The 12079-nt window shown below is 61.4% G+C and carries 13 protein-coding genes and 1 tRNA gene; 5 read left to right on the top strand and 9 right to left on the bottom strand.

Features of this window, described 5'->3' with window-relative positions:
* Window positions 1-127 precede the first annotated feature (127 nt).
* Together mtnK and H2O77_RS09960 are read left to right on the top strand one after the other, a co-directional pair.
* Window positions 128-1378 (top strand): S-methyl-5-thioribose kinase, encoded by a 1251-nt coding sequence (gene mtnK, locus H2O77_RS09965; protein ID WP_215822904.1) that lies wholly within the window; start codon window positions 128-130, stop codon window positions 1376-1378.
* A gap of 182 nt (window positions 1379-1560) precedes the next feature.
* A complete protein-coding gene (locus H2O77_RS09960) occupies window positions 1561-2100 on the top strand; it encodes a YaeQ family protein (protein WP_215822903.1) in 540 nt (179 codons plus the stop codon).
* Between the two features lie 103 nt (window positions 2101-2203).
* On the opposite strand, the gene H2O77_RS09955 is transcribed toward H2O77_RS09960, so the two are convergent.
* Both H2O77_RS09955 and H2O77_RS09950 read right to left on the bottom strand, forming a co-directional pair.
* The gene (locus H2O77_RS09955) at window positions 2204-3307 is read right to left on the bottom strand and encodes a GGDEF domain-containing protein (protein ID WP_215822902.1); all 1104 of its coding nucleotides are present in this window, start codon (window positions 3305-3307) and stop codon (window positions 2204-2206) included.
* 265 nt (window positions 3308-3572) lie between these two features.
* Window positions 3573-3842 (bottom strand): hypothetical protein, encoded by a 270-nt coding sequence (locus H2O77_RS09950; protein ID WP_215822901.1) that lies wholly within the window; start codon window positions 3840-3842, stop codon window positions 3573-3575.
* A gap of 244 nt (window positions 3843-4086) precedes the next feature.
* Here H2O77_RS09950 and H2O77_RS09945 point away from each other — a divergent pair.
* Window positions 4087-4163 (top strand) — tRNA-Pro (locus H2O77_RS09945).
* A gap of 425 nt (window positions 4164-4588) precedes the next feature.
* Entirely contained in the window at window positions 4589-4954 is a 366-nt protein-coding gene (locus tag H2O77_RS09940) for a hypothetical protein (protein ID WP_215822900.1), read from the top strand.
* A 328-nt stretch (window positions 4955-5282) separates the two neighbouring features.
* Here the strand turns inward: H2O77_RS09940 and H2O77_RS09935 are convergent, their stop codons facing one another.
* The 4 genes from H2O77_RS09935 to arfB form a co-directional block, all read right to left on the bottom strand.
* On the bottom strand, window positions 5283-5585 hold the full coding sequence (locus H2O77_RS09935; protein WP_215822899.1) for a hypothetical protein: 303 nt from the start codon (window positions 5583-5585) through the stop codon (window positions 5283-5285).
* 159 nt (window positions 5586-5744) lie between these two features.
* Complete coding sequence (locus tag H2O77_RS09930) at window positions 5745-6047, bottom strand: winged helix-turn-helix domain-containing protein (RefSeq protein ID WP_192838920.1); 303 nt, start codon at window positions 6045-6047, stop codon at window positions 5745-5747.
* A 41-nt stretch (window positions 6048-6088) separates the two neighbouring features.
* Entirely contained in the window at window positions 6089-6796 is a 708-nt protein-coding gene (locus H2O77_RS09925) for an SIMPL domain-containing protein (protein ID WP_215822898.1), read from the bottom strand.
* Between the two features lie 51 nt (window positions 6797-6847).
* A complete protein-coding gene (gene arfB, locus H2O77_RS09920) occupies window positions 6848-7261 on the bottom strand; it encodes an alternative ribosome rescue aminoacyl-tRNA hydrolase ArfB (RefSeq protein ID WP_043334927.1) in 414 nt (137 codons plus the stop codon).
* Window positions 7262-7631: 370 nt separating this feature from the next.
* Here arfB and H2O77_RS09915 point away from each other — a divergent pair, with 370 nt between their 5' ends.
* Entirely contained in the window at window positions 7632-8558 is a 927-nt protein-coding gene (locus H2O77_RS09915) for a LysR family transcriptional regulator (protein WP_054556984.1), read from the top strand.
* On the opposite strand, the gene H2O77_RS09910 is transcribed toward H2O77_RS09915, so the two are convergent.
* From H2O77_RS09910 to H2O77_RS09900, 3 genes are all read right to left on the bottom strand, one after another.
* Window positions 8530-9453, bottom strand: a complete 924-nt coding sequence (locus H2O77_RS09910) for an NAD-binding protein (RefSeq protein ID WP_276315196.1) — start codon at window positions 9451-9453, stop codon at window positions 8530-8532. The genes H2O77_RS09915 and H2O77_RS09910 overlap by 29 nt on opposite strands.
* Window positions 9454-9487: 34 nt before the next feature.
* Entirely contained in the window at window positions 9488-10648 is a 1161-nt protein-coding gene (locus H2O77_RS09905; RefSeq protein ID WP_215822896.1) for a M20 aminoacylase family protein, read from the bottom strand.
* Window positions 10649-10761: 113 nt separating this feature from the next.
* The gene (locus H2O77_RS09900; protein WP_215822895.1) at window positions 10762-12057 is read right to left on the bottom strand and encodes a DUF3100 domain-containing protein; all 1296 of its coding nucleotides are present in this window, start codon (window positions 12055-12057) and stop codon (window positions 10762-10764) included.
* Window positions 12058-12079: the final 22 nt, after the last annotated feature.

Below are 12079 nucleotides of genomic sequence, written 5' to 3'. Positions count from 1 at the left end.
CTCGCTATAACTGATCGCCTTCTTATTTCTGTAAGAAATAAGGTGAGAGCCTTGAAGTGCTTCACGTGCCACGCACGCCAAGCGCCATCGAGGCCGGCGACTTCATGATTCAGCGCTGAGACCTGCCATGACTGCTCAAGACTCCACCGCTAGCACTTCACCCTCCATCGACTATCAGTTTCGCGATGATGCGGATGTGATCGCCTTCGCGCGCCAGCACGTGGGTGCGCGCTATCCGGCCTTCACGACCGCTGAAGAACTTCAGGTCGAAGAGATCGGCGATGGCAACATCAACTATGTCTATCGCGTCTGCACGCCGGACCGCTCCGCCTCGGTGATCGTCAAGCAGGGCCTGCCCTGGGTGCGCATCATCGGCGAAAGCTGGCCGTTGTCGCTGGTACGTGTGCGCATCGAGGCGGAAACCCTGCAATTCGAGGCCGCCTGCGCACCGGACCTGGTACCGGCGCTCCATCACTTCGATGAAGCTCGCTCGGCGATCGTGATGGAAGATATCGGCGATCACCGCAATCTGCGCCATGCCTTCCTGGAGCGCGCGTCATTGCCGCGGCTGGGCGAGCAGATGGGGAGTTTTCTGGCCACCACGCTGTATCGCAGCAGCGATCTGGCACTCGATGCCCACGACAAGAAGGCGCGCGTCGCACGCTTCATCAATCCCGATCAGTGCAAGATCACCGAAGACCTGTTCTTCATCGATCCGTTCTGCGATCACGAGCGCAACAGCATCAATCCGGCGCTGCGCGCGGATGCCGAAGCCTTGTGGCAGGACGTCGCCCTGAAAGTCGAAGTGGCCGAGCTCAAGCAGCGTTTCCTGTCCGCGCCCGAGGCGCTGCTGCATGGCGATCTGCATGCCGGCTCGATCTTCGTGCGGGAAGACAGCACCAAGGTCATCGATCCCGAATTCGGCTTCTTCGGCCCGGCGGGCTTCGATATCGGCAGCTGGCTGGCGGCACTGTGGCTGGCGGCCTGTGCGCATACCGAGCTTGAGGCAGAGCAGGGCGACAAGCGTGACTACGTGGCGCAGCTGCGTGCCCAGGCGGTCGCCAGCTGGGAAAGCTTCGCTCGTGAGTATCGTGAGCAGGCCGCCCACACGCCGGATGCCAGCTTCGCTGCGCCGGGCGTGGCAGATCGTCTGTTGGCTCGCATGTTACGTGATGCGCTCGGCTACGCCGGTTGTGAGCTGATCCGCCGCACCGTGGGGCTTGCGCATATTCTGGAGCTCGAATCCATCGGCGATGAGACTACCCGCGCACGCGCCGAGCGACGTGCGCTGTCGCTCGGGCGCGAGCTGATCATGGCGCGCGAAAGCCTGAGCGATATCGATGCCATCGATGCCCTGGTGGCGCGTCACCTCGCCTGAGGGCGGGCATGCCAGGCAGGAGTCGGGCGTTTAGGGCCCGGCTAGGGTAGACTCTGCGCTCCGCACCCACGCGCTTGCATTGTCATGCGCGTGGTTCAGTCGAGGAGCATGGTGCTTTATCGGCAGAGTGACTGCCTGCCATCGCCTTTCCAAGACGTCTGCCTTTTCAAGAAGAGATTTTCATGGCCCTGTCTTCCACGCCTTACAAGGTGGATCTGTCGCTGACCGACCTGGATCGCGGCGTCTACGAGACCCTGCGCTTCACGGTGGCTCGTCATCCCTCCGAAACCGAACTGCGTCTCTGTGTGCGTCTGCTGGGCCACGCCCTGTGGTACAGCGAGAACATCGCGTTCGGTCGTGGCCTGTCCGATGTCGATGAGCCGGCGCTGTGGGAAAAGAGCCTCGATGGCCGTGTCCTGCATTGGATCGAAGTCGGTCAGCCGGATGCCGAGCGCCTGACCTGGTGCTCGCGACGCACCGAGCGAACCTCGCTGCTGGCCTATGGCAGCTTGCGCGTGTGGGAAGCCAAGGTCGTGCCGGCGGTGGCGGGGCTCTCCAACCTCAACATCGCGGCCGTGCCGGAAGGTTCGCTGGACGCCATCACTGAGTCGCTGCCACGGAACATCAAGTGGACCGTAATGATCTCCGAAGGAACCATCTTCATCACCGATGACAACGGCCAGCACGAGATCAATCTCGAATGGCTGAAGGGCGAGCGCTAAGCGATAGCGTTTGCTTGATGTCATGCGGTACACGAAACGCCCCCGCAAGCCATGCTTGCGGGGGCGTTGTCGTTGGGGATGGCTCAGCCGGAGCTGCCGCGGCTCAGATGACGCTAAGGTCCTTGTCGACCATCAGGCGGCCTCGGCCATTTTCCTTGGCGTGATAGAGAGCGTCATCACTGCGCTTGACCCAGCTCGACAGGGTGTCATCGTCGTGCAATTCGCTGGCGCCGGTGCTGAAGAGTATCACCCCGTGCAGCAGGGGCGAGGTTTCGCAGCGCTCCCGCAGGCATCTGTCGAACTGGCGAGCCGTCGCCAGGGTGCCGGGAATCAGGATCATGAACTCCTCGCCGCCATAGCGCCCTGCTTCTCCCGAGAACTCCTGCGTTAGCAGACTGACATGGCGTGAGAATTCTTCCAGTACCGTGTCGCCGTATGGATGCCCGTGGTTGTCATTGATCATCTTGAAATGATCCAGATCACAGATTAGCAAACAGGAACTTTGCGAACGCCTGATCCAGGCTTTAGCCTGTTCGTGGATGGCGCGATGGTTGTAGAGGCCGGTCAGGCTATCCAGCAAGTTGAGGCGCTCGAGTCGAGCGGCATAGGCATTGGCAATATCACGCTCTTCATGGATGCGTCGAGCGTAGCCTGCGATCACTACGCTGAGCAGTCCAAAAGAGAGCGTGTAACTGAAGCCCATGTCAATGAAGCGCATGCCTTCTGTGGCATAGCCGCTGACCAGCCCCGGCCTTGAATACTCGAAGGCCAGCAGCCCCCAAGGCATGAACATGAGTCCAATGATGATGATGCCACGGCGCTTGGGATTAGCTGGAAGTACCGCTAGCACATAGGCTGCCGCCATTAGATAGAACAGCAGGGTGGGACCGGTCGCGCCATGATTGAATAGCCAATTGCCAGGCAGCATCACGAAGGTCACAAGCGCACAGAACAACCAGGCCATGCGCTGGAACTCACCATGAAAGCGCGAGCGATACCACATCAGGGCGATGAACGCGCTGGTGGTGACCAGCACGATGTTGTACGCAGGAAGGGTGAGGTCAAATAGGGAATTGAAGAGGGCCGAGATCAATCCGATGAAGACAGCGGAAACGAGAAAGCCATGATGGAGTATCTCGCGCGCGGAGCCGGTCTTGCCGACCAGCCAACGCCAGGAGGTAACTATCAATTTCAATGGGCTGACCATGTGACCTCGGGCATCGAAATGTCAGTGCACGCCAGGCACCAACCGGGAAAGGCGGATAATACACCACCTCATCATCAGCCACAGCTCGCCAGAGCCAACGAAGACACGCAAACCTTATGCTAACGAAGTGCGGGTCAAAACTTGTCTTATATATCATTGCGCGCAACGATATAGGTTGATTTTTCGGGTAAGGCGCAAGATAACGCCTGTTTGACCTGACGCGATACCCTCTCACGCTTTCCCAATGATTTCCTGCGCCGCTCGCTTATTTCCAGGGCGTGTAGCGGTAGCTGTCGGGATCGTTGGCATCCGGGCTATCGGCTTCCTTGAGGCGCACTAGGGTGTTGCCATCGTCATCCTCTTCGACTCCCGTGACTGTCACCGGAAAGTTGGGTGACAGGGCATCGAGTGCCAGCCATTGCCCCTTGGTGATCTGGCTGCCGGCGGCAGGAGCGCTGTCGGCGCTGACCTTGATGGGGTCTCCGCTGACGCTGGTGCCGCCCTTGAGCGTGGTGGTAAGCGTGAATTGGATCATCAGTCGCGAACTCCTCTGGACGTTTGTCGTTCATGGGGCGTTGCATTCGAAGGTGCGAAATGAATGCCTGCTTCTTGAACATGCGTCGCACCCGGGCATTTTGCAATGCCGACAGCGGATTCAGGCGTCACTGCGACAACAGATCACGACGCAGGTAAAGAAATGTGAGATTCCTGCTTTTCTTTTTGAGATCAATGCGGTACATTACGTCTCGTCTTGAGGGGGAAGCTCTTCCAGGCACTGTCGGGACGTGGCGCAGCTTGGTAGCGCGCTGCAATGGGGTTGCAGAGGTCGCAGGTTCGAATCCTGTCGTCCCGACCAGATTCAAGTGAAAAGGCCATCCGGAAACGGATGGCCTTTTTGCGTTTTCGCATGTCCGAAAGATACCTGCCTCTTTACTGTTCGTTCTGCGCTCTTCTTTTCCATTCTCCGCTCCTCATTTCCCTTCCTCATTTCCCTTCTTCATTTCCCTTCCCGCGACAACCAGCCTGTCTCCCGCATCTCGCCTTCGCCCGTATTGCTCACTTTCCTGGCCCCTCAGCTCAATCAGCGCTGTGCTCGCGCAAGTTCTTTTGTGTTGATCCAGGCAGATGCCTCTGGCATGTGACCCTGAAAGCGCTGCCGATTGAGTTGATGTGGATCAATTTTCTGTCGGTTCGAAAGGCGAGGTAAACAGGATGAGTTATCTAAGCATGTAAGTATTAGAGTTTTCGTATATACTGCGCCAGTCGATATTGGGGGTGATAATGAAAATCATAGACATTTACACGGCATCTCGATTCAATCCCGAACGATCCATCCTCAGAGAACAGCTGGGCGGAGGCTATGTGGTGCAGACCTGCGCCGTGGCCGCCGAGAACTACTGCTTCGAGGTCTCTCAGTCGCGGCATTTCATCCTGGGGTTTGAGGTCGCGGGTGCGCGCAGTGCTGAATTTCTGTCGATCATCACCGAGGATTACGTCTTCCAGCATCCCGGCATTCGCCCGGAAACGCTCTCGGCATACCTGCAGGATCGCGCCCGACATCCGCTGCGTCGTCGCGCAGCCTCTGTGCCTTCCGCCACTGCATCGAGCGCCGCACGGCGCAGTGTCACCAGCGTTGCCGTTGGCTGATGATGCTTGAGGCAACGTTCTTCAGCGAATGTCGTTGCGCCGTGCTGAGGGGAAAAGCAGGCAAGAGACAGGCGAGCGCAGGGCAAGCGAGACAGCCAGAAAGACTACAAAGACAAGAAAAACCAGCAGGACAAGGAAGGGTAGAACGCAGCGCTGGGGAAGGGGAGCCGTTCAGAGAAGACTGCGCAGGTTTTTCACTTTTTACGGCGCACACTGTTGCGGCACGGGCTTTTGCGGCACACGCTTTTTACGACGTTCACTCTTCGCCGTGCATCTGCTCTTCGACGTGCATGTGCGCGTCTCATTTATTCGCAGGGCGCGCACAGGGTCATGTTCTGGCCCGATAGCGCCTGAGCGCCCAGACCGTGCTGGCCAGGCACATACAGCAGAGCAGCGGCAGGGCGACATCGAGACAGGAATCCAGATTCCAGTGTTGCAGCAGTCCGTAGTCCCAGCGCTCCGCCTTGGGGCCGTCGCCCTTGTATTCGTGCTGAGCGATCTCGCGGCCCAGAAACAGGGCCACGGCGATGGCACCTGCCGACCACACGCCAAATAGCGGCCATAGCGCCAGCTGGATCAGCATGGCGATCACGCCATGCTGAAGGGCACTGTTCAGAATCTCGGCCGTCATATCTCAGCCATCATGCTGCAGGCCTCATGCTTGAGAGCTCATTCTTGAGAGCTTGTTCTTGAAAGCCATCTGTCGACCTTCACTTCTCGATCCTCATCCCTAGACCCTCATTTTCGACCGTCATTTCTCGGACCTCGTTTTCGATGAAGCTCACGCCTCTCACGCATAGCCCAGTGTCTTCTGCAGGCGCTCGGCGTTGTCGGCGACCCACTGGGCATTGATCGGCCCCCAGTCACGAATCACGTAGTGGCCGATATTGTTGCGCTGGCCTTCCTCACGCTGGAATTCACAGACGATCTCGAGCTCACCCAGGGCAGTGATGGTGTCCTGGGCGGTGCGCCGCGGCATGCCGGTGGCAGCGATGATGGCCGGTACGCTGGCGATGTCATGCGCGATGAGGTGGGCCACGAACAGGCGTCGATAGAAGCTCGTCTGGGTCTTGCTCAGCGGGGTATCGGACATGGGGGCTCCATATGGCGAAGATGGGGGCTGTCGAGAGGTGATCAGTGGCTCAGGGTGTAGTCGATGGTGGTCACGACTCTGACTTTCTTGATGTCAGGGGTATAGCTGTCGAGATCCGAGATCGAGAAATAGCCCTGGCTGGCATGCTTGATGTGACCCACCGTGCTGCCGGAATCCTCCGCGAACTGCTGGGCGGCGCGCCGGGCATCCGCGGTCGCGGCCGCGATCATGTCGGGCTTGATGGCTTCAAGCCCCGTGAACAGGAATTCGGTGCGATAGGCATAGTCAGCCGAGAGCAGGATGCCTTCGCGCACCAGCTCACCGGTCAGTGAGGCACTCTGCTTGACGAGGTCGACCTTGGGCGAGCGCACCAGCACCGTGGCTTCGGCGCGATAGCGTTCATCCGGGCGCTGAGCGTTGTAGCTGTTGGTATAGAGGTCAGTCACCTGGGGAGAGGTCACGGTGACCTGGTCGGCGGGGAAGCCCCGGGCGGTGAGAAAGGCGCGAATCTTGCGCTCATCATTGGCCAGCGCCTCATGAAGCCCGGTCAGCTGATTGGCATTGACGCTGAAGTGCAGCGGCCAGAGGGCCAGATCGGCCTTGACCTCACGCTCCGCGAGCCCCTTGACGGTGACCACGCGGCTGGAAGATTCCCACACCTGCGCGGCCTGCTTGAGATAGCTGCCACTCCAGACCATCCCCACGGCCAGCAGGCCGCCCAGCACGGCCGAGCTGATGATGTTGCGCATGAATTGTCGTCCCTGACGTGAGCTGTGAGCTGGCCGCCGCCTGTGGTGGGGTCAGTCCTGTACCTTGCCGCGCATGGCCTTGATCTTGCCCTTGCGCGTCTTGCTGTCGACCCGGCGACGCTTGGCCCCCTTGCTGGGCGCTGTCGCACGGCGCGCCTTCTGTACCTTGACGGCCTCCAGAATCATCGCCTTGAGGCGCGCCAGCGCATCTTCCTTGTTCAGCTCGAGGGTGCGATGGCTCTGCGCCTTGATGATGATGACGCCTTCCTTGCTGATGCGCTGATCCGACAGCTGCATCAGGCGCTCCTTGTAGAAGCCGGGCAGCGTCGAACGCTGCACATCGAAGCGCAGGTGAACGGCGGAGGCGACCTTGTTGACGTTCTGTCCGCCATTGCCCTGGGCGCGAATCTGGGTAAGGTCGATTTCCCAGTCGGCCAGCGCTACCGAATTGGAGATGGTCAGCATATTGAATCTCCTTGTTTTTGGGACTGTGTGGTTTGTCACGCAGGCACAGTCAGTGAAGCGATGGTCCATCTTAGCCTATTCGCGCACTGGCTTCAGAATGGCGGGTGCGTCTGCCCCTCCATTGGGTCAGCTCGCGACGCTGATCGTCTGCCCTCGTGTCACAGCGCCGAGAGCTGTGAGAACTGTCATGAAGAGGAGGAGGAGAGGCGAGGAGGCGAGGCGATGATTTATTTTGATATGGCGTTGAGGGAGGATGAGTTCAACCGCGCGCTGCCCGAGGCGCCCGGATATCGGGTACTCTGCTGGCTGCGTCTTGTGTGAAGACTCTCCGCTTTTCTTAGCCACTCTCCCATCCTCTGCAGAGCGCCTCATGGATATCCCGCATCAGCGTCTCGTCTATTTTCAGGTCACCGTCGAAGCCGGCTCCATCCGGCGTGCCGCCGCGCGTCTGAACATCGCCCCCTCGGCTGTCAGTCGTCAGATAGGTCTGCTCGAAGAGGCCATGGCCGCCTCGCTCATCGAGCGCACCCGTGACGGCGTGCAGCCGACGCGAGTCGGCGAGATGCTGCTGGATTACATCCTGCAGCGAGAGAAGCTCGACCAGCACCTCGGCGAGCGCCTCGATGCCTATCAGCGGCTGGAAACCGGGGAAATCCGCCTGATCATCGGCGAAGGCTTCGTCGGCGATATCATCAACAGCCCGCTGCGTGCCTTTCGCAAGCAGTACCCCGGCATCACGCTCAAGGTCGATACTGGCAGCATGCAGAGCATCATCGACAGCGTGATCGAGGATGAGGCGGATATCGGCCTGATGTATCACGAGCGGGTCCATCCCCAGCTGCGCTTCTGGCATTCAAGCCCGCAGCCGCTGGTGGCCATCATGTCGCCGGAGCATCCGCTGGCAAGCGAGACCCATGCGCTGACGCTCGAGGAAGTGGCACAACATCCCATGGCGCTGTGGGGGCCGAGCCACGGCGTGCGTCAGCTGATGGACGATGGTTTTCGTGAGGCAGGGGTGCGCCCGCATATGGTGGTGCAGACCAATTCCATGGAGGTACTCAAGCAGGCGGCGCGCTCCGAGCTGTGCATCACGCTGTTGCCGGCCTTCGCCGCGGCGCGTGAGCTTCAGGAGGGCGTGTTGATCGCGCGGGATGTGGAGTGCGCCAGCTTCCGCCAGGCCCGCGCGCATATCATCACGCGGGTCGGGCGGCGCATGCCGCGTGCCAGCCTGCAGCTCCTGCGCCATCTTGAACGCTGGATCGCGGCGTTCAGTGGTCCGCGTCAGGAAGCGCGCTGATAGCAAGGGCTTGTGGTTTAGGGGCTCTGGGTTCGGTCAGTCGCGGCAGGGGCAGCTGGGCAGGTACCTTGCTCAGCCAGCGATCGCACAGATGATGGAGATCATCCTCGTCCGCCGGACACAGCTCCGGCGGCTGACAGCGCTCGAAGACCGCCTTCATCAAGCCTTCCGGCAGGTTGAGCGTGGTGACGAAACTGCGCGCCAGACGCAGGTCGCGGCGCAGATGACCGGTGGAGATGCCCGAGTCATAGCGGCCCGGCAGCACCCAGCGCGGAAAATTCACCTCGCTCACGGCACTGCGCCCGGCGCCCAGGTTGATGGCATCGATGCACGCCTGGGGTGTCACCCCCGCGCGATAGGCCATGGCGACCGCCTCGGCGGTGGTGATCAGGTGCGCGGCATGCAGATAGTCGCTGGCCAGGGCGGCGGCATGGCCACAGCCGGCATCTCCGACATGCAGATGCTGCGTGCAGATGGCGTCGAGCAGCGTTGTCATGCGCGTCACTGTCGCCTCATCACTGCCGATCAACAGCGTCAGGCTGGCATTCGCCTCATCGGCGGGATTGCGACTGGTGGCCGCTTCCAGCCAGTGATGGCCGGCGAGGTGTGTCTGCACGGCCAGTTCGCGGCTGAGCGTGACATCACCACTGCAAAGATCGATCACGGTACTGCCGGGCGGCGCCCTGCGCAGCAGGCCTTGCTTGCCCGTCAGTACCTTCTGCACCTGTTGCGATGTGGCCAGCGCCATCAGGTAGACCTCGGCGCTGAAGGACGAATGACTCGCGACTTGCCCCTCGGGCGCTGCCACTGCCATGACGCCCTCAATTCCGGCATGCGCAAGCGCCTGTATGGCCCGAGTGCCAATGGGCGCATCGCCAATCACGCAGATCTTCATGCTGAGCATCCCTCGAGGGTTTGTTCACCTGGCCTCAGGCGGCGGCCAGCAGCTGACGCACCAGCGTCGTCCAGTAGCTGACGCCGATGGGTGTGGCCGCATCATTGAAGTCGTAGTGCGGATTGTGCAGCGAGGCGCTCTCTTCGCCGTTGCCCAGCCAGATATAGGCGCCCGGACATTCCTGCAGCAGATAGGCGAAGTCTTCCGAGGCCATCGAGGGCGGCAGGTCACGATGGACCCGCTGGATGCTCGGCAACTGTTCGAGAACGCTGGCGCAGCGTTTGGCATGGCCGGGCGCATTCCGGGTCGCGGGATAGCGTGGCTGATAGTCGAAGTTGACCTTGAGACCGTGGAAGGTCGCCATGGCATCGACGGCGTCATGGAAACGCTGCTGCAGATGCGCGCGCAGTGTCGGGTCGAAGCAGCGCAGGGTGCCGCGAAGTTCGACCTCTTCCGGCATCACGTTGAAGGCATCACCGGCATGGAACTGGGTGATGCTGAGAATCGCGGTCTGGTGCGCCGGCGTCTCGCGGCTGATCAGCCCCTGCAGCTGGGTCACCAGCTGACAGGCCGCCAGGATGGTGTCTTTGCCCAGATGCGGCATGGCGGCGTGGCAGCCGTGGCCGCTCAGGGTCAGGGTGAAGACATCAAAGGCCGCCATCACCGCCTCTTCATGCACCGCCGCCTCGCCGAGCGCCAGCCCCGGCCAGTTGTGCAGGCCATAGATGGCATCCATCGGGAACTGCTCGAACAGGCCGTCCTCGACCATGCGGCGGCCGCCGCCTTCGTTCTCCTCGGCCGGCTGGAACACGAACACCACGCGGCCGGCAAAGTCCGGATCGCGCGCCAGTTCACAGGCCGCGCCCAGCAGCATGGTGGTATGGCCATCATGGCCACAGGCATGCATCTTGCCGGGCGTGTGCGAGCAATGTGAGACGGCGTTGGCCTCGGTGACATCCAGCGCATCCATGTCGGCGCGCAGGCCGATGGTCTGGCCCTTGCCCAGCTTGCCGTCGAGCACCGCGATCACGCCGGTCTCGGCAAGTCCCGTGGTGACTTCCAGGCCTGCCGCACGCAGGATCTCGGCGACGCGCGCCGAGGTGCGGTGCTCCTCGAAGGCCGTCTCGGGATGCTGATGAAACTCATGACGCCAGCTGCGCAGCAGTGCCTCGTCGATCTTGTCGGGTAGTTGCATGCTGAATTCCTGTGGAAACCGGCACCCTGGAGTGCCGGCGTGAAAGTGATGAGAAGGGTATGCAAGTGAGGAGCGAAGGGTGAAGCGAAAGGTAAAGCCCGAAGCCCGTGTGATCAGAGCAGTGCCTGCGCCACGACCGCCGAGCCGATATAGGTGCCAGTGAAGACCAGCAGCGAGATGATCACCAGCTTCCAGCCCGCCTGGCGGAACATGCTGAACTCGCGCTTGCTCAGCGCCAGACCCGCATAGCCGAGTACCGGCGTGACGATGGCGAGGAAGTTGACGAAGCCCAGCTGCTCGGTGATCCAGCCGCTGCCCGGGAACCACGGCAGCGTCATCAGGATGCTGACCAGCGACACCCAGGCGATGGCCGGCAGGTAGAAGGGCATGAAGCGGGCGACCAGCAGGCCGAGCATGGTCATCACGTACAGGATCAGCATGCCGGGGGCGGCGTCGATCAGGCTGGCACCATTGATGGTGTTGACCACCCAGCCGACCACGCAGACGGCCGCGACGACCATGGCCGTCTTGCCCAGCTGGTTCTCTGGGCGGTCTTCAACCAGCGCGTCTGAGGCGAGCTTGGCTTCCTCGTCATTCATGGCGTCATCGCTGCCGGCCCGCTTGCGGCTGAAGAAGCGGAACAGGCGCTCGGCGACCGGCAGAGCGATGAACAGCGAGACGTAGAGGCCGGTGGCATAGGTCAGCAGGTTGCTGGCGCCGGCGAAGGCCAGCAGCTCTTCGCCCATCTCCGGCAGGGCACCGGCGATGGCGCCGGAACACGCCGCCACCATGCTGCCGCTGCCGACACCGCAGGCCATGGCCAGTGCACGCGGGTCGAAGATGTCCAGTGAGGTCAGGTAGCCCGCCATCAGCGCGAACCACAGGGTGCCGAACATGGTGCCCACGACATAGACGCCCATCACGCCGACGCCTTCCGGGCCCTTGAGGCCGTATTTGTCGGAGATGATCGCGATATTGGGTTCACGCGCGATGGAGTAGGTCGCGCCGATCGCCTCGCGGCCCATCTTGAGCACCACCACCGCGATCGGCATCGCGATCAGCATGGTGCCCAGATTGCCCAGTTCCTGCAGGATCAGTGCCGGACCCGCCGAGATCAGCTGCTCGATGGCCGGGCCGATGGTGGAACCGAAGCGGGCGATGAACGGCATGATCGACAGCAGGATGACCGGCCCTGCCGCCGCGCTGACCACCGGCGGGATGAAGCGCCTGGTACCACTGAACAGGTGCGGGTTGCACAGTACGGCGGCAATGAAGGCATAGAACAGCGGCAACAGCAGCAAGGTGCCGGGGCCGAGCGGGAACTTGAGAATACCGATCAGTTCGGCGCCGAGAGACAGCACCACGACCAGCAGGTGCAACCGCCAGTCCAGGAGTTGAGACAGGGGCATGTGGGACTCCGCTTGTTATTGT

The organism is Cobetia sp. 4B (assembly GCF_018831605.1).
Taxonomy (GTDB): domain Bacteria; phylum Pseudomonadota; class Gammaproteobacteria; order Pseudomonadales; family Halomonadaceae; genus Cobetia; species Cobetia amphilecti.
Note: the sequence above shows the minus strand (reverse complement) of the source record. Positions and strands in the feature narration are given on the sequence as shown.

Coding starts and splice junctions, on each gene's coding strand:
- mtnK (WP_215822904.1), top strand. CDS start 128: ATGACTGCTCAAGACTCCACCGCTAGCACTTCACCCTCCATCGACTAT.
- H2O77_RS09960 (WP_215822903.1), top strand. CDS start 1,561: ATGGCCCTGTCTTCCACGCCTTACAAGGTGGATCTGTCGCTGACCGAC.
- H2O77_RS09955 (WP_215822902.1), bottom strand. CDS start 3,307: ATGGTCAGCCCATTGAAATTGATAGTTACCTCCTGGCGTTGGCTGGTC.
- H2O77_RS09950 (WP_215822901.1), bottom strand. CDS start 3,842: ATGATCCAATTCACGCTTACCACCACGCTCAAGGGCGGCACCAGCGTC.
- H2O77_RS09940 (WP_215822900.1), top strand. CDS start 4,589: ATGAAAATCATAGACATTTACACGGCATCTCGATTCAATCCCGAACGA.
- H2O77_RS09935 (WP_215822899.1), bottom strand. CDS start 5,585: ATGACGGCCGAGATTCTGAACAGTGCCCTTCAGCATGGCGTGATCGCC.
- H2O77_RS09930 (WP_192838920.1), bottom strand. CDS start 6,047: ATGTCCGATACCCCGCTGAGCAAGACCCAGACGAGCTTCTATCGACGC.
- H2O77_RS09925 (WP_215822898.1), bottom strand. CDS start 6,796: ATGCGCAACATCATCAGCTCGGCCGTGCTGGGCGGCCTGCTGGCCGTG.
- arfB (WP_043334927.1), bottom strand. CDS start 7,261: ATGCTGACCATCTCCAATTCGGTAGCGCTGGCCGACTGGGAAATCGAC.
- H2O77_RS09915 (WP_054556984.1), top strand. CDS start 7,632: ATGGATATCCCGCATCAGCGTCTCGTCTATTTTCAGGTCACCGTCGAA.
- H2O77_RS09910 (WP_276315196.1), bottom strand. CDS start 9,453: ATGAAGATCTGCGTGATTGGCGATGCGCCCATTGGCACTCGGGCCATA.
- H2O77_RS09905 (WP_215822896.1), bottom strand. CDS start 10,648: ATGCAACTACCCGACAAGATCGACGAGGCACTGCTGCGCAGCTGGCGT.
- H2O77_RS09900 (WP_215822895.1), bottom strand. CDS start 12,057: ATGCCCCTGTCTCAACTCCTGGACTGGCGGTTGCACCTGCTGGTCGTG.